Source organism: Exiguobacterium sp. s22 (assembly GCF_018617455.1).
Lineage (GTDB): Bacteria > Bacillota > Bacilli > Exiguobacteriales > Exiguobacteriaceae > Exiguobacterium.
Genome location: NZ_JACSKD010000005.1, coordinates 98,331 through 112,594 on the forward strand (window position 1 = coordinate 98,331; position 14,264 = coordinate 112,594).

Consider the following 14,264-nt stretch of genomic DNA (forward strand, 5'->3'; position numbering starts at 1 on the left):
TTTATAGTTCGAAAAAAGAGAAAGGGTGAGGTAGATGGCAAAAGTCATACCGAAGCAAGAAGGACTCGACCATAGTGTCGATTTTTTACGAGAGGGATATTTGTTCGTCGCCAATCGACGGAAGAGCTTTCAATCCGACATCTTTGAGACGCGCCTGCTCGGGGAGCGTGTGATTTGTCTTGGAGGAGAGGACGCAGCTGCCTTGTTTTATGATGCGGACAAATTTACACGTCAGGATGCCGCGCCGAAACGTCTTCTCAAAACACTATTCGGGGAAGATGGGGTGCAAACGTTGAATGGGGTGGCACATACGCTCAGGAAACGTATGTTCATGTCCTTGATGACAAAAGAGAACATCGATCGTCTGCTTCGGCTGACGGACCGTGAGTGGAAACGAATCCGACATGTTGGAGAAGAAATTGTTTTGTATGACGAGGCGCAACAGGTATTGATGAAAGCTGTCTGTGAATGGTCTGGAGTTCCGCTTGCGCGAGACGAAGTAGCGAAGCGGACCGATGAAATGAGATTGTTATTTGAATCGGGTACCTCCCTAGGTCCGACGTATGTGCAAGGGCGGAAAGCACGAAGTTCCGCTGAAGCGTGGATTCGACAAATGGTCAAAGAAGTACGGTCAAATCGATTGTTACCGAATAAACAGACGGCACTTTATGAATTTTCGTGGCATCGAGATGAATCTGGTGAGCTGTTGCCTGAAGAAGTAGTGGCTGTTGAAGTGTTAAACATTTTGCGACCGACTGTTGCCATCTCGGTCTATGTCCTCTTTACGGTCTTAGCGCTTCATCAATTCCCTAAAGAAAGAGAACGAGTAGGGCAAGGACAGATTTCAAAAACGGCATTTGTCCAAGAAGTGAGACGTTTCTATCCGTTCTTTCCGGTTGCGGCAGCTCGAGTCAACACCGATTTTGAATGGGACGGATACGCGTTTACTGAAGGAACGCTGACGCTCCTTGATCTCTATGGAACAAACCACGACTCCTCGATTTGGACAGAACCCGATCAATTTGATCCTGCTCGTTTCATGGACTGGAAGGAGAGTCCGTTCAATTTTATCCCGCAAGGAGGGGGAGATGTCGATTTTGGACATCGTTGTGCAGGGGAGCACGTGACGATTGCAATCCTTGAACAAGTCATTGAATTGTTTACCGAAGAATTCTCGTATACTGTTCCTCCTCAAGACTTGAGTTATAGCTTCGTTGATATGCCGAGTCTACCAAAAAGTAAACTGCGATTGGCTGATGTAAAATAATTCGAATACGCAAACGCCTACTCTTGATTGAGTAGGCGTTTTGTATGGGGTACGGTTTATTTCGTTTGCAACTTGAGACGCTTTGAAATCGGACGAATGGGGACGGATGGGTCAATCATTCGGTTATCTCGTTTCGGTTCATCCGTGCATTCGATCTGCCAATCGGCGTCATGAAGCTCTTTTAGCCCGACAGCAATGTCGTATAAGGAATAGTTGGCATTTCCGTTTAGCTGATAGATGCCGGGCCCGCGTTTCGTCAAGATTTCGAATAATGCTTCTGCTGTATCCGGTAAAAATGAGCAAGATGGATACCAATGCTCACTCGCTTGAATGACGCCTCGTTGTCTCATCTCGTTCGTAAAATAGTCCATCATATTGTTCGATCCGGCTTCATCCCCAATTTGCCATCCGAGACGAACAATCTGAGCACCCGGATTGACGCGAACGATGGCTCGTTCGCAGTCACGTTTATATTTTCCATAATCATCTTCAGCATCTGGTGCCGTGTCCGATGAGATGGGTCCGGTCACATCATCTGAAAAAATCGACACTGTACTCGTGAACAAGAACGGAATCTTCATCTCCCCGCATAAACGAGCGAGCGTCTCAGCCCATTCAACCGGTCCCATACCGATATGTAAAAAATAATCCGGACGGACGCTTTCAATGAATTGTCGCATCTCCTGTTCGTCTGTCGTAGACACTTGCTCACGATTCCATGCAATCCCTTCAATGCCATGGCGCTGTAAAGTTTCGGCAACAACCGGTGCTACCGTGCCGTTCATTCCAGTAATGATTGCTCTCATTTCGTTTCGCCCCTTTCTCTTTATATGATGCCACAAAACGAGTGCAGACAAACTACCGTTGTGGGCAGCTATGCTAGACTAAATGATGGAGGGATCAATCATGAAGATACGACAAGCGACAAAACAAGATAGTCAACAAATTGCACCCCTCATGTACCAGGCGATACATGAGATTGCGTACACGTTGACGGGATCGACATATACCGATGAAGTATTAGAGCGATTGGCGATGTGGGTGGAGAAACCGAAGAATCGTTTAAGCCACGAAAACATATGGGTCGCCGATATAGAAGGGGAAGTAGCTGGCATGATCATTTCGTATCGAGGGGACGAGGCGGAAGCGTTAGATCGTCCGATTCGGGAATGGTTGACGGCACATGGGAGCGCGACAGAATTAGATGTCGAGACGGAAGGGTTCGTTCAATATATCGATTCGCTGGCTGTCGCGGAGGCATTCGGAGGTCGTGGAATCGGAACGAAGTTAATCGAACATATTGTGACGGTTGCAAAGGAACGGGGTGTACCCGTCGTCACATTGAATGTAGACCAAGAAAATCCTGCGGCGCATCGCTTATATACTCGTCTCGGATTTCAAAAGGAAAAGGAAATCGACATTTCGGGCGCGCGATTTGACTATATGAAAAAAGAAGTCGATTCGACTCCGTTCTCGGTCTAAAAGCGGATGCGCAAATAATTGTTCTCGACTATACTAAATGCTTGAAGAAAGATACACGCAAAGGAGAAATGTTATGGAGTGGAAGAATATTTGGCGAGGGATGGCCATGGGAACGAGTGACTTGATTCCCGGTGTGAGTGGCGGGACAATCGCTGTCATCTTAGGAATCTATGATCAACTCATCGAAGCGATTAGCGGCGTGTTTAGCCGATATTGGAAGAAATATATTGGCTTTTTAATTCCGTTAGCAATCGGGATGGGGACCGCGATCATCGCATTAAGTCACCTTATTGAATACTTGTTGCTGGAATATCATGAACCGACACAATTTTTCTTCATCGGGTTGATCTTAGGAATCATTCCTTTATTGTTCGTGGAATTCCAATCTCGGACGTCGATTCGCCCGATTCATGTCATCGCGATGATTGTCGCAACCGTACTCATCGCAAGCATGGCATTTTTGAATCCTGTTGACTCATCTATCATTACAGACGTGACGTTTGGAACCGCGCTCTTGTTGTTCTTTTCGGGATGGCTTGGTAGTATGGCGATGTTACTCCCTGGAATCAGCGGGTCGTTCGTCTTACTATTGATTGGCGTCTATCCAACGGTCATCAGTGCGATCTCCAATTTCAACCTGATGATTATCGGGATTGTCGGTGCGGGTGTTGCGGTCGGATTTATTGTGAGCAGTAAAGTCATTCGCTACTTATTGGCGAATTTCCCGGGAATGACGTTCTCCGTCATTATCGGATTAGTCATTGGTTCGCTCGCTGTCGTGTTTCCTGGCCTCCCGAATTCAGGAATCATGTGGGTACTCAGTATCTTCGCATTCATCGCAGGAGCCGTCGTCGTCCGATTACTCAGTAAATATGCTGTCTAAACAACGAAGGAGTCTGGCGATGAGCCGGACTCCTTTTTAATAGATAAAGGGAAAAAGACGTTTGCGCGTTTTCGACCAGGATTGGTAAGACTGACCGAAATGACGGACAAGCATGCCTTCTTCGATTCGAATTCGATACAATAACGCGAGTGAGGTAAGACCTGCGCCGATTAAGGCGATTCCCCAATGAATAAAATATAGCGAAAACCCGAACGAGAGCAATAATAATCCCGTGTACAGAGGATGACGTAAAAAACGGTAAGGGCCCGAACTGACAAGCTCGTCTTCCGGTCGAACAACGACGTGTCGTGTAAATTGATGACGCAAATGGAAAATACCCCAATAGCGTAACGACACACCGGCTATGTAAAAAATAAGTCCAATCATGCGCTGAAGCGTTGAGGGCTGTGATTCGAAAATGATAGAGAAGACAATCGACAAGGTGAACACACCAATCATCGCCGCTGCTACGAAGTAGAAACTCTTTCGCTCGACATTACCATCTGTTGCCTCGTTCCGGTTACGAAATCGCCACGTCTCAACTAGCCAAAAAAATGACACGACGATTAATAGGAGATTCATCCAATCCATCACATACTTCCTCCCTTTTGATTCATGTTTCATTACCCGACCTTCGCCTAGGAAAAACCAAATGCATAGCGACGATCTTCGAAAAAAATTGTCAAAGCGAGTGAAACAGGTTATCATCTAATGAGAATGATTATCATTTTTATATATAGAGAGGAAGGGTGCGGCGATGAACGAGGAAGTATTCGACGTGACGATTATCGGTGGGGGACCTGCTGGATTGTATGCCGCTTTTTACAGCGGTTTACGAGGCATGAAGACAAAAATAATCGAATTTCAACCTTTTTTAGGTGGGAAAATACACGTCTATCCAGAGAAAATGGTCTGGGATGTAGGTGGACTTCTTCCGACGACTGGGGCAAAACTGATTGACCAACTCGTCGAGCAAGGCCTCACCTTCTCTCCGACGGTCCTTCTTGGCGAGAAGGTGGAGTCGATTTCCAAACGTTCAGACGATTTATTCGGAATTGACACGACGAACGGTCATCACATTTCCAAAACCGTCATCGTTGCGACCGGGAGCGGAATCCTCAAACCTCATAAGGTTGAAGTGAGCGGAGCGGAGCGGTTCGAATTGTCGAACCTCCATTACACGGTTAAATCACTTGAACGCTTTAAAGGCAAGCGTGTCTTGATATCGGGTGGCGGCAATAGTGCTGTGGATTGGGCCAATGCGCTCGAGCCCATTGCAGAGCAGGTCGTGTTGACGTATCGAAAAGAAGAACTCAGTGGACATGAGGCGCAAGTGGAAAAAATTAAAGAGAGTCGAGTCAACTGTTGCCCTCAATCTACAGTAACAGATTTGATTTCTCACGATGGGAAATCGATTCAACAAGTTCTTTTGACTCATGTCGAATCAGGAGAGACGAACGTAATCGACGTCGATGAAGTGGTCATCAATCACGGATATGAGCAAGACGCGGAGTTGCTGCGGAACAGCGAACTACAGGTCGACATGAAGGATGGGTTTTATGTGAAAGGGAACTCAGGTAGCGAGTCATCCGTACCGGGATTGTATGCTGCCGGTGATATCCTCACGCATGAAGGGAAAGTACATCTGATCGCGGGAGCGTTCCAAGATGCGGCGAATGCAGTGAATCGGGCCAAAACTTACATTGACCCGAATGCGACCGCTACCGCAATGGTGTCCTCGCACAACGAACGGTTGAAAGAGAAAAATCGTCAAATGATTGAAGGAACCATGTTAAAGCAGTGAGAGAGACCCTCTCACTGCTTTTCTTTAGGATAATCACAAAGTTCAGTAATCACACCACCTGAATGACGGGGATCCATATAAATCAGTCGTCTTCCTTTTGCCGTCGTACGCAGTGTGTCTTCTAAAAAGGTGATGCCATTCTGTTTATGGGTGGCAATCGCTTCGTCCAAGTCATCTACACGATATGCGATATGGTGAACCCCTTTTCCTCGAGCTTTCATGAATCGAGCGATCGGGCTCGTCTTGCTTGTCGGGAGTAATAATTCGATGACGTCCTCTCCCATGTGGATGACGGCCAGCTCGGTCTCAACCCCAATTGCCGTGTTCGTATAACGATCCACGAGTTTTCCTCCTAAGACGGTCGTATAGAATGCAATCGCCTCGTCTAAATCTCGGACGGCGATTCCAGTATGATCAATATGCATAAACATTCCTCCTCACTTCACAGTGTGCCTAAAGTTGAACAAAATGTCACTTCACAACGTTTCAAGCGTATCCGATATAATAGAAGAGGGAGGGACCGCGAAATGAACGGGAAAATCACGATGGGTTTGGTGGGCGCATTCGCCCTAGTATCATTTGTGTTTGGACTCTCGCTTGCGACATTTGTCGATTATCGCATCAACGAAGAACAGGTCGTACTTGAAAAGTTGACCACCCATAAACAGATTGGTCCGGCGGAGTTGCTGTCTACCGAGGTTGATTTTCACTTGAATGGATCGAATTATGCGATTCGTTTCAAGGATGAACCGAACATCACGTATTGGTTTAATGTCGTCGATCGCAAAATCAAATTCGATCGGATTGAATCGCTCGATTTGAGAGACACGGGACTCCGAACAGAACTGTTTAAAGAAATGCCGCCTTTGGCGATGGAGTCGACAACTGCTGCAGAATAAAAGACGTCGAATGAACCACTTTTTCCAATGAGAAAGAGTTGGCTGACTCGACGTCTTTTGTCATTCATGAATAAATCGGAGTCGGTGGAACTTCCTGAGTGAAGACATAGCTACTGGCGTTTGAGACTCGAGCGCCATGTTGAAGAAGGGCGTACGTCAAATCAGGTTGCAGACTTGTTGCGGAGATTTGAGCTTCATCGATGTAGCGAAACCCATAGAAAAATTTATGTTGAAGGAAAGAGATGGCTTCTCGTATCTGTGGAGCCTCGCATTCTAGATGCATCTCTTGTATAGAAAGATGATACATATGTAATCGTACTTTCATGAAGCCGATTGGTTGCTGACACCACTTTAATGTGTAGAAAAGCGTTTGTTGGCGAGATTCTTGTGCGAATCGTTCATCTGTCATCGGAACGGCTTCCGGAAGAGTATGACTGTAGGTATTTCGAGATACGAGCCATTCCGCTCTTTTTGTGTAATCCATTAACTCGAGTGTCCAGTATCTATGGGTATTCTTCTCGCATGGAATGAGAGGCAGTCGATAGATCTTCGTTTGATGGAAGTATTGAAAGCCGGCCGCTTCATAAACTCGAAATTTATCTTGGTTCTGTGTGTCGTGCTCTTGAAGATAGTAGGTGATTGGGTGTTTTGTTTCTCGACTTCGCTCATAGGTGATTCGATTGAGAAGTCCGCGAAAGACATGGCGATCGTTATATGTCGCTTGAGAGAGTTGAATCGAGTGAAACGCTTCAAGTTGTTCGTCGTTCGCGACGATGGATGCTAGCGGAATCTTCTTGTTTAACGCAACGTATACATGGTGATGACGAGGAGGCGAAAGGAGAATGGGGGATTTGGTAAAAGAGTATAACGTTTGAATGGAAATACGCTCTTGTAATGGTAATTGCCTGCATTCTACAAAACGTAGTGCTCGTTTCACAGAGAATCCTTCTTTCTTCATTGGATGATGAATCTATATAAATTGTAAGCGTTATCTAGTCGATTCGTGTATGGCGTTATGATGACACCTGATTAAAGAAAAAGTAATGAACTCCATGAAAAGAAAATAGAAAAATAGATTGTAATCATTGAATATAGGAAAACCGATCCATCTCGATTCTTGAAGTGTGAGTTTCATCAAATGTCGCAGCATCGGATGACACAGACGTGCTATACTTATTCACAATGAAACCAAAGAGTAGGAGTTTATCATGAAATATATCTATCAGTTGATATTGGCTACTGTATGTTGGATGACCGTGATCCCGTCTACTGTGATAGCCGAGACAGAACCGGTGGTCATCCATGAGAATATCATTGTAGAAGAAGACGTTGAGATCCAGGAAGGGTTTCAATCGCCGAATGAGATGGTTTATGTATTCGTATTAATCGTCCTGTTATCTGTCATTGGGCTGGGAATCATGAATACGATTGAATAACGTGAAATCGTTCACAAAAATGCAATAAGTGATTTGGTAACGGTTACAATTGTTCATTTATACTAGTAGATGTAGGGAGAAAGTTCTGCACCAACTTTCTGTCCTCCTTTTCAAATGAACACCCCTCGTTCATATCATGTATTGGAGTCAATCGATCCCATCGATTGACTCCCTTTTTTTAACTAAATCAGGCGAGAATTCTCCCTCCTCTAAGCGTCTCGGGGCGAAGCCCGGCGTAGGTGGGAGATGAATCGCCCGGTCCAACAGTTTGCTCTCCCTATGACAGATGTGACGAACAAAAGTTCGTGATTCCGTCAGATTCTCCCTCCCCTTCCGCGGGTATCGGACGAGGAGGACACATCACGATCTTCTGAAGGGAGGACGGACATGCTGAAAGGCTACACATACAGGCTCCATCCGACGTCGGCACAGGCCGATTTCTTGGTCCGGACGATTGGCTGCACACGCTTCATCTACAACAAGCTGCTCGAGGACCGGATCGCCATCCGCGAGGAGGCGAAGGCGGGAAGCGGAACGAGACGGAAACCGGCGACACCCGCATCCTACAAGCCCCTGTTCCCGTTCCTCGCCGAGGCGGACAGCCTCGCGCTCGCGAACGCGAAGCTGAACCTCGACACGGCGTTCGCGAAGTTCTTCACCGGGACGGGCGGCTTCCCGGCCTTCAAATCGAGACGGCGGTCGCGCGCCTCCTACACGACGAACAACCAGCACGGTACGATCCGCATCGAGGCGGGCAAGGTTCGGCTGCCGAAGGTCGGGTTCGTGCGGTTCACACAACATCGCCCGTTCGAGGGCGTCATCCGGTCGGCGACGGTCTCGATGACCAAGACCGGCAAGTTCTTCATCTCCATCCTCGTCGAACAGGAGGATGAACCATGGATCCCAGCCGAGAACAAGGTCGGGATCGATCTCGGCCTAAAACATTTCGCCGTCATGACGAACGACGCGATGGTCTCGGAGAAGATCGACAACCCTCGCTTCCTCCGACAATCCGAAGCGAAGGTCAAGAAAGCGCAGCGCGCTTTGTCACGCAAGAAGATCGGGAGCAAGAACCGTGAGAAGGCCAGGCTGATCCTCGCCAAGAAACACGAAAAGATCGCCAACCAACGCAAGGACTTCCTCCACAAGCTGTCAAGACGGATCGTTGACGAGAACCAAGTCATCGTCGTGGAGACATTGACATCGAAGGACATGATGAAGGACCACAAGGTGGCGAAGTCCATCGGAGATGTCAGTTGGTACGAGTTCGTCCGGCAACTCGCATACAAATCAAACTTCTACGGACGGACGCTCATCAAGGCGGATCCCTGGTACGCATCCACTCAAATCTGTTCCACTTGCGGCGTAAAAGGCGAGAAGAAGACGGTGGATGTCCGTGAATGGACGTGTGCCTGTGGCGCGCATCATGACCGTGACATCAACGCGAGCATCAACCTGTTGAGGCTGGCCGACTGACAACCATTCAGGGCAGGGACTGCCCGACGAGCTTGGTAAATAATCGTGGCTAATAAAAGTACGGTCTTCCCAAGAAGCTCCCTCTTCAATTTGCGAAGCAAATAAGTGGCGAGTAGTTCACAAGCGAATTCGTTTTTCTTTGGCAATGCGCTTTAAACGTTTCGTTTCATTGGTGTGTCCGTGGCTCTCTAAAAAGTCGATATAGACCCGAAATGGTTCGGAGCGATGAGAAAAGAATGGGATATATTCGGAGAACAGTTTTTGTTCCGCCTCTTTTAAATTGCCTTCTGCCACAAGCAGGCGAAGTTCTAGCATTTTCAGTGCTTGATAATTTTCGAGCGCTGTATCGTCTGTTTGAGATTTTTCTAACATGCGATCGCAAAGCTTTAAAAGTCGAGAGTGAAGAATTTTTCTTGTGTTGGCAGGACTGTGTTCGATGGGTAACGTTGAGAGTAATTCGATTCGTGTAGAATCAACATCTTTTGGCACGTGGAGCGCGGTGTATAAAGCGCGGTCAATCCAAACGGTATCAATCGGGGCATCGAGCTGATAGTAGTGGATCAGTTTTTGGAGCATGGTGACTTGTGAAATTTTTAAGAGACGGAACGGGTCACTCGTTGAAAAGAGAGGTTCTTCCCCGGCCGATGTAGATAACAAGTAAAATATTTCTTCATACATCGTTCGCGCTTCTATGTGTTCTTCTGCATAATGACCGAGGTCACGGATAATTTTTTTAGCATGAATGTACCAATTTTTTTGGTCGCGTTCGGACATGACTTGATTTTGACGGATATATAAATGTTCGTACGCGGAATCGACGAATCGTTCAGCCAATGTTAGAGTTTGTGAGAGCGAATGCCGCTCTTCAGAATGTTTTTTTTCTTTATAACGCGTGAACTGACTAATCATAAAATCGAACTCTTGGTCGTCAATCACATCTTTAGGAGTATGACGGTACATTTCAACAAGTAAATCGCGTAATGTGGCCTCACCGTATTGTTCTAACAGCACGCGTAATTTCCCGATGCGCATCAGCTCTCCTCCTTTCATATATGTGTGAGAATGGTACATTTGATTTGGGCAGACACCGATTATTATTCCTTTCCCGGTTTTCATCTGAAACAATCCTTTCCTCTCATGCTTAAGACGGATTTTAACAAGAATCGTTGTCAGACGAAGGTGGGTTCGGGATAATAGAGAAAAATTGATAAAGTTGAGGACTAAATGATGAAAGATGATAAACGTTTATCACGAGTGGAACGCAGAAAGCGTGAACTCGAACAACAAGAACAAGAAAAGTCGATTCAACCGGACGAACAGGGGATGGGTGAACCGTCGCAACAGGAACATCGGGAGCAGATGTCTGATCAGTCCGAACATCCATTTTTAAACGAATCGTCTCGGGAACGGGCACAATCGGAGAACAAGAAATCGAAAGCGCGCCGAAAACAGATGCCAGGAATCCCGTCGCTTTCGAAACGAAAGACGACTCGACGAAAATCGAACCAAGCGACGCGACCATCCAAACCCTCGAATCCACAAAAGCGAGAAGTGGATTCAGCGTCAAAACCACCAAGCAAACGAAAGCGAAAGTGGAAAGGGAAAGTCGCTCTACTTCTCCTAATTGTCTTGCTTGTCGCCGGATACGTGGCGACCTCCCCGTTCACGTTCCTGATCATGGGAAGTGATGCACGTGTAGGAGAATCGCTGTCGGGATCTCGTACAGACTCCTTGCAGTTGATGGAGTTCGTCCCCCGATCACGTACGGTTCAAAATGTATCGATTCCACGGGATACGTATACGGCAATCCCGTGTGAACCTGACCGAGAAGGGGATAAAATTACGCACGCGTTTGCCTATGGCGGAGCGGAATGTACAATCGGTGCTGTCGAAGAATTGACGGATGCCTCGGTCGATGGACAAGTCGTCATCACATTCGAATCGTTTATGGAATTGATTGATTTGATTGACGGAGTCAACGTCACGGCGACGCATTCGTTCAGTGAGAAAGGGTTTAACCAGACGTATGAATATACGGAAGGTGTTTCTTATGCGATGGATGGAGACATGGCGCTTGCCTATGCGAGACATCGTAAAACGGATACGGACGGGGCCCGTTCTAATCGTCAAACAGAAGTCATGACGGCTGTTGCAGAAAAATTGGCGAGTCCATCAGGATGGACAAAAATTCCGGCGACATATCGCTTCATGAAAGAAGAGATGGGGCTAGAGATGAACGTCTTGCAAATGGCCTCTGTCGGATTGACGATGATCTCGAATCCTGAGGTGAACAAGATGCAAGTCGAGGGTCAAGATGCTTACATCAATGACATCTATTATTATGAGCCGCTAGAAGAAAGTGTGCAGGCGATTCGTGATGCCCTTGATTTATCCATTTGGGGCACTGTCAGATAATTTAAAGAACACTGTCAGATAATTTAAAGAAAAGGGTTTGATTCTGACTTGAAAGAGGAATTTTAAACAAATGAACTACTCTTTTGAGGAGGGAAATTTGAATGAAAGTTTTAGTCATTGGAGCAACAGGAAAGATCGGGAAACGTGTACTGAAGAGTCTGGCGAAAACCCATCAAGTGACCGCTTTAATTCGTTATCCTGAACTACAAGCAGAGTATGAAAAAATGGGTGCGCATGTATTGACGGTTGACGTTGAGAACGAACTTGAGAAGAAAGTTCATGAGGCGACGAGCGGGCAAGACGCTGTGATTATCGCAGCAACTGCCGGTGCGGACGGTTCGAGCGCTGAAATCGAACTGCTTGACCGAAACGTCGCGATGAATGCCATCGATGCTGCGAAGAAAGAGCGGGTGCGTCATGTCGTCTTACTGAGTGCATACGGCGCAGACCAACCGAACGCAGCCCCGAAAGAACTCTTTAACTTTTTGTCAGCTAACAATGCCGCCGATGAATATATTGAACACAGCGGTTTGAATTATACGATCATTTGCCCAGTGACGATTGTCGATGAACCGAGTAAAGGTTCAATCGAAGCATCTGAAGACTTGAGTGATGCGGATGGGGCGACGATTTCTGAAACAGATGTCGCAACGGTCATCGCAGCATCTCTCGACAACCGAGGTTTGTATGGTCGTCGAATTGAAATCAAATCTGGTAGTACGCCGATTAACGAAGCGCTTGATTTTGAAGGACGTGGAGAAGTGGCGAACGGAGGAAGAACGACGTTACGTCGCCCACAACGATCATAATGAACTGAGGAGAAGATGACATGGAACGAAAGTTATATAAAGACCCGAGTAACCAAATGATTGCGGGAGTGTGTTCCGGACTCGGAAATTATTTAAAAGTTGATGTCACCATCATGCGCGTTCTGTTCGTAGCGATGGCACTTCTAGGAGGTCCGGGACTCCTCATCTATATCATTCTGGCAATCATTATGAAAAAGCCACCATCAGAATATGAAGTGGAACAGGAAGATCGTTTCTAACAAAAAAGCAAACCGACGTCTCGTCGGATTGCTTTTTTATTTCTCGACATATAAGGTGTAACTCGCTTCAAACGTCTCGTTTGGCGAAAGGAGTTGAACTCCTTCTTTGTGAAGGAAGTCTTTCCGGTGCCCTTTATAATCTGCATGTCCGAACCAAGGTTCTAAGCAGACGAAAGGAGCTTCTTTATGCGGTGGGGACCAAATACCGAAATGAGTGAAGGACGGGCTTTCCATCACGATAGCCGTTCCTGTTGGTTGATGTCGGAGTGCGGCATACTCGACCTTCTCAAAGATCAGCGCATCGTCATCGAACAATGATCGGGTAAGAGGGATGTACTGACGCTCTCCGAGTGGTTGATACGCGCCTGTCAAATAAGGACCTTCTAACAGATAGCGATCGAGTGAGCGGACTTCCCCAAAATCAATCGTATAGTCTTCGAATGTCCCGCCATTGAACGGAATATTAAATGCAGGATGACCACCTAGGCTAAACGGTAACACCGTTTCACTTGGGTTATGGACGCGATACGTCACGATCACTTCTTCGCCGACTAGTTGATACGAGACGGTTAATGTAAAGGGGAATGGATAGTATTGACGCGATTCCGATGTATCGTTCAAAGTGAATCGAACTGACGTGGCTGATGATGATTCGATGTCAAACGTGGCGTCGCGGGCGAAACCGTGTTGGCTCATCGTATAGGTGTTTCCGTCGTATACATATTGATCATCAAGCAACCGACCGACAATTGGAAAGAGAATTGGAGCTTGTCTCCCCCAATAGGTCGGATCACCTTGCCATAAATATTCATGTCCGGATACTTTCCAACTCGTCATCTCAGCACCTTGTGCCTTTAGGGTAATCTGTATTTTTTCGTTTTGCAGTTGCACGATTTACACGCTCCTTTACGGTTTATGATAAGTTAAGTGTAGAAATCTTACGTAAAACAAACAAGGGGTAAATCATGCGCTTACAAAGAATTGTAGTGGGAACGCTAATCCTTTTATTGATTGCAGGACTTGCTTATAAGGGATATGACGAATATATGACGTCGCTAGAGAAAGACCAGACTGCCCCCATCGTCCAAGACGAATCGGTGTTAGGGGGGCTTGAAGTGGGGAAACAAGCACCTAACTTCACACTAAAAACATTAGAAGGGGAGCCACTTACCCTCTCTCAATATCAAGGGAAGCCGGTCGTGATTAATTTTTGGGCATCTTGGTGTCCGCCTTGTAGAGATGAATTTCCGGAGCTTGTGTCTTTTGAAGAGTCCACAGCGATTCCCGTTCTCGGAATAAATGTGACGAAGAATGAACGTCGTGGAAAAAAAGACGTTGAAGCCTTCTTAGAAGAGTACCCGGTTAAGTTTCCCATTTTGTTAGATGAAGAAGCAACTGTCGAACAGCAATATCGTGTCGTAGCATTACCGACAACGTACGTGCTCGATGAAAATGGTATCATCGTCGCGAAGAAAACAGGTCCTGTCGACGAGGCATGGCTTCGAGAACAAATTGATGCAGAAAGGTGATCTCTAAAAAAAAGCTGAACGATTT

17 protein-coding genes are annotated in these 14,264 nt (G+C 46.6%); 11 read left to right on the forward strand and 6 right to left on the reverse strand.

Annotated elements, in window-relative coordinates:
- Positions 1 to 34: 34 nt before the first annotated feature.
- Positions 35 to 1,267: a cytochrome P450 gene (locus KNO94_RS10005; RefSeq protein ID WP_214779335.1), complete on the forward strand. Its 1,233-nt coding sequence runs from the start codon at positions 35 to 37 to the stop codon at positions 1,265 to 1,267.
- 56 nt (positions 1,268 to 1,323) lie between these two features.
- Here KNO94_RS10005 and KNO94_RS10010 read toward each other — a convergent pair whose 3' ends face one another.
- Positions 1,324 to 2,073, reverse strand: a complete 750-nt coding sequence (locus tag KNO94_RS10010) for a sugar nucleotide-binding protein (RefSeq protein WP_214779338.1) — start codon at positions 2,071 to 2,073, stop codon at positions 1,324 to 1,326.
- A 100-nt stretch (positions 2,074 to 2,173) separates the two neighbouring features.
- Here KNO94_RS10010 and KNO94_RS10015 point away from each other — a divergent pair, with 100 nt between their 5' ends.
- Positions 2,174 to 2,749, forward strand: coding sequence for a GNAT family N-acetyltransferase (locus KNO94_RS10015; RefSeq protein WP_214779340.1), 576 nt, complete (start codon positions 2,174 to 2,176; stop codon positions 2,747 to 2,749).
- A 73-nt stretch (positions 2,750 to 2,822) separates the two neighbouring features.
- Positions 2,823 to 3,632: a DUF368 domain-containing protein gene (locus KNO94_RS10020; protein ID WP_214779341.1), complete on the forward strand. Its 810-nt coding sequence runs from the start codon at positions 2,823 to 2,825 to the stop codon at positions 3,630 to 3,632.
- A gap of 36 nt (positions 3,633 to 3,668) precedes the next feature.
- Here KNO94_RS10020 and KNO94_RS10025 read toward each other — a convergent pair whose 3' ends face one another.
- Complete coding sequence (locus KNO94_RS10025; RefSeq protein WP_214779343.1) at positions 3,669 to 4,223, reverse strand: methyltransferase family protein; 555 nt, start codon at positions 4,221 to 4,223, stop codon at positions 3,669 to 3,671.
- A gap of 166 nt (positions 4,224 to 4,389) precedes the next feature.
- Between KNO94_RS10025 and KNO94_RS10030 the strand changes: the two genes are divergently transcribed.
- Positions 4,390 to 5,436 (forward strand): NAD(P)/FAD-dependent oxidoreductase, encoded by a 1,047-nt coding sequence (locus KNO94_RS10030; RefSeq protein ID WP_214779345.1) that lies wholly within the window; start codon positions 4,390 to 4,392, stop codon positions 5,434 to 5,436.
- Positions 5,437 to 5,447: 11 nt separating this feature from the next.
- On the opposite strand, the gene KNO94_RS10035 is transcribed toward KNO94_RS10030, so the two are convergent.
- Entirely contained in the window at positions 5,448 to 5,861 is a 414-nt protein-coding gene (locus KNO94_RS10035) for a VOC family protein (protein ID WP_214779347.1), read from the reverse strand.
- Between the two features lie 102 nt (positions 5,862 to 5,963).
- On the opposite strand from KNO94_RS10035, the gene KNO94_RS10040 reads away from it, so the two are divergent.
- Positions 5,964 to 6,335, forward strand: a complete 372-nt coding sequence (locus KNO94_RS10040; protein ID WP_214779349.1) for a hypothetical protein — start codon at positions 5,964 to 5,966, stop codon at positions 6,333 to 6,335.
- A 64-nt stretch (positions 6,336 to 6,399) separates the two neighbouring features.
- Here the strand turns inward: KNO94_RS10040 and KNO94_RS10045 are convergent, their stop codons facing one another.
- Positions 6,400 to 7,272 carry a hypothetical protein gene (locus KNO94_RS10045; protein ID WP_214779351.1) on the reverse strand — a complete coding sequence of 291 codons (873 nt, stop codon included), beginning with the start codon at positions 7,270 to 7,272 and terminating at the stop codon, positions 6,400 to 6,402.
- Positions 7,273 to 7,543: 271 nt separating this feature from the next.
- On the opposite strand from KNO94_RS10045, the gene KNO94_RS10050 reads away from it, so the two are divergent.
- Positions 7,544 to 7,771, forward strand: a complete 228-nt coding sequence (locus KNO94_RS10050; RefSeq protein WP_214742794.1) for a hypothetical protein — start codon at positions 7,544 to 7,546, stop codon at positions 7,769 to 7,771.
- Between the two features lie 387 nt (positions 7,772 to 8,158).
- Entirely contained in the window at positions 8,159 to 9,247 is a 1,089-nt protein-coding gene (gene tnpB / locus KNO94_RS10055) for an IS200/IS605 family element RNA-guided endonuclease TnpB (RefSeq protein ID WP_214779353.1), read from the forward strand.
- Between the two features lie 117 nt (positions 9,248 to 9,364).
- Here tnpB and KNO94_RS10060 read toward each other — a convergent pair whose 3' ends face one another.
- On the reverse strand, positions 9,365 to 10,279 hold the full coding sequence (locus KNO94_RS10060; protein WP_214779355.1) for a hypothetical protein: 915 nt from the start codon (positions 10,277 to 10,279) through the stop codon (positions 9,365 to 9,367).
- A gap of 222 nt (positions 10,280 to 10,501) precedes the next feature.
- Here KNO94_RS10060 and KNO94_RS10065 point away from each other — a divergent pair, with 222 nt between their 5' ends.
- From KNO94_RS10065 to KNO94_RS10075, 3 genes are all read left to right on the forward strand, one after another.
- Positions 10,502 to 11,662, forward strand: coding sequence for an LCP family protein (locus KNO94_RS10065; RefSeq protein WP_353047841.1), 1,161 nt, complete (start codon positions 10,502 to 10,504; stop codon positions 11,660 to 11,662).
- A gap of 101 nt (positions 11,663 to 11,763) precedes the next feature.
- Positions 11,764 to 12,471: an SDR family oxidoreductase gene (locus KNO94_RS10070; RefSeq protein WP_214779359.1), complete on the forward strand. Its 708-nt coding sequence runs from the start codon at positions 11,764 to 11,766 to the stop codon at positions 12,469 to 12,471.
- A gap of 20 nt (positions 12,472 to 12,491) precedes the next feature.
- Complete coding sequence (locus KNO94_RS10075) at positions 12,492 to 12,710, forward strand: PspC domain-containing protein (RefSeq protein WP_214742798.1); 219 nt, start codon at positions 12,492 to 12,494, stop codon at positions 12,708 to 12,710.
- A gap of 36 nt (positions 12,711 to 12,746) precedes the next feature.
- On the opposite strand, the gene KNO94_RS10080 is transcribed toward KNO94_RS10075, so the two are convergent.
- The gene (locus tag KNO94_RS10080; protein WP_214779361.1) at positions 12,747 to 13,601 is read right to left on the reverse strand and encodes an aldose 1-epimerase family protein; all 855 of its coding nucleotides are present in this window, start codon (positions 13,599 to 13,601) and stop codon (positions 12,747 to 12,749) included.
- A gap of 95 nt (positions 13,602 to 13,696) precedes the next feature.
- Here KNO94_RS10080 and KNO94_RS10085 point away from each other — a divergent pair, with 95 nt between their 5' ends.
- A complete protein-coding gene (locus tag KNO94_RS10085) occupies positions 13,697 to 14,239 on the forward strand; it encodes a TlpA family protein disulfide reductase (RefSeq protein WP_353047842.1) in 543 nt (180 codons plus the stop codon).
- Positions 14,240 to 14,264 lie beyond the last annotated feature (25 nt).

Excerpts from the sequence above, each read along its gene's own strand:
- KNO94_RS10005 (WP_214779335.1), top strand. The coding sequence starts at position 35 with ATGGCAAAAGTCATACCGAAGCAAGAAGGACTCGACCATAGTGTCGAT.
- KNO94_RS10010 (WP_214779338.1), bottom strand. The coding sequence starts at position 2,073 with ATGAGAGCAATCATTACTGGAATGAACGGCACGGTAGCACCGGTTGTT.
- KNO94_RS10015 (WP_214779340.1), top strand. The coding sequence starts at position 2,174 with ATGAAGATACGACAAGCGACAAAACAAGATAGTCAACAAATTGCACCC.
- KNO94_RS10020 (WP_214779341.1), top strand. The coding sequence starts at position 2,823 with ATGGAGTGGAAGAATATTTGGCGAGGGATGGCCATGGGAACGAGTGAC.
- KNO94_RS10025 (WP_214779343.1), bottom strand. The coding sequence starts at position 4,223 with ATGGATTGGATGAATCTCCTATTAATCGTCGTGTCATTTTTTTGGCTA.
- KNO94_RS10030 (WP_214779345.1), top strand. The coding sequence starts at position 4,390 with ATGAACGAGGAAGTATTCGACGTGACGATTATCGGTGGGGGACCTGCT.
- KNO94_RS10035 (WP_214779347.1), bottom strand. The coding sequence starts at position 5,861 with ATGCATATTGATCATACTGGAATCGCCGTCCGAGATTTAGACGAGGCG.
- KNO94_RS10040 (WP_214779349.1), top strand. The coding sequence starts at position 5,964 with ATGAACGGGAAAATCACGATGGGTTTGGTGGGCGCATTCGCCCTAGTA.
- KNO94_RS10050 (WP_214742794.1), top strand. The coding sequence starts at position 7,544 with ATGAAATATATCTATCAGTTGATATTGGCTACTGTATGTTGGATGACC.
- tnpB (WP_214779353.1), top strand. The coding sequence starts at position 8,159 with ATGCTGAAAGGCTACACATACAGGCTCCATCCGACGTCGGCACAGGCC.
- KNO94_RS10060 (WP_214779355.1), bottom strand. The coding sequence starts at position 10,279 with ATGCGCATCGGGAAATTACGCGTGCTGTTAGAACAATACGGTGAGGCC.
- KNO94_RS10070 (WP_214779359.1), top strand. The coding sequence starts at position 11,764 with ATGAAAGTTTTAGTCATTGGAGCAACAGGAAAGATCGGGAAACGTGTA.
- KNO94_RS10075 (WP_214742798.1), top strand. The coding sequence starts at position 12,492 with ATGGAACGAAAGTTATATAAAGACCCGAGTAACCAAATGATTGCGGGA.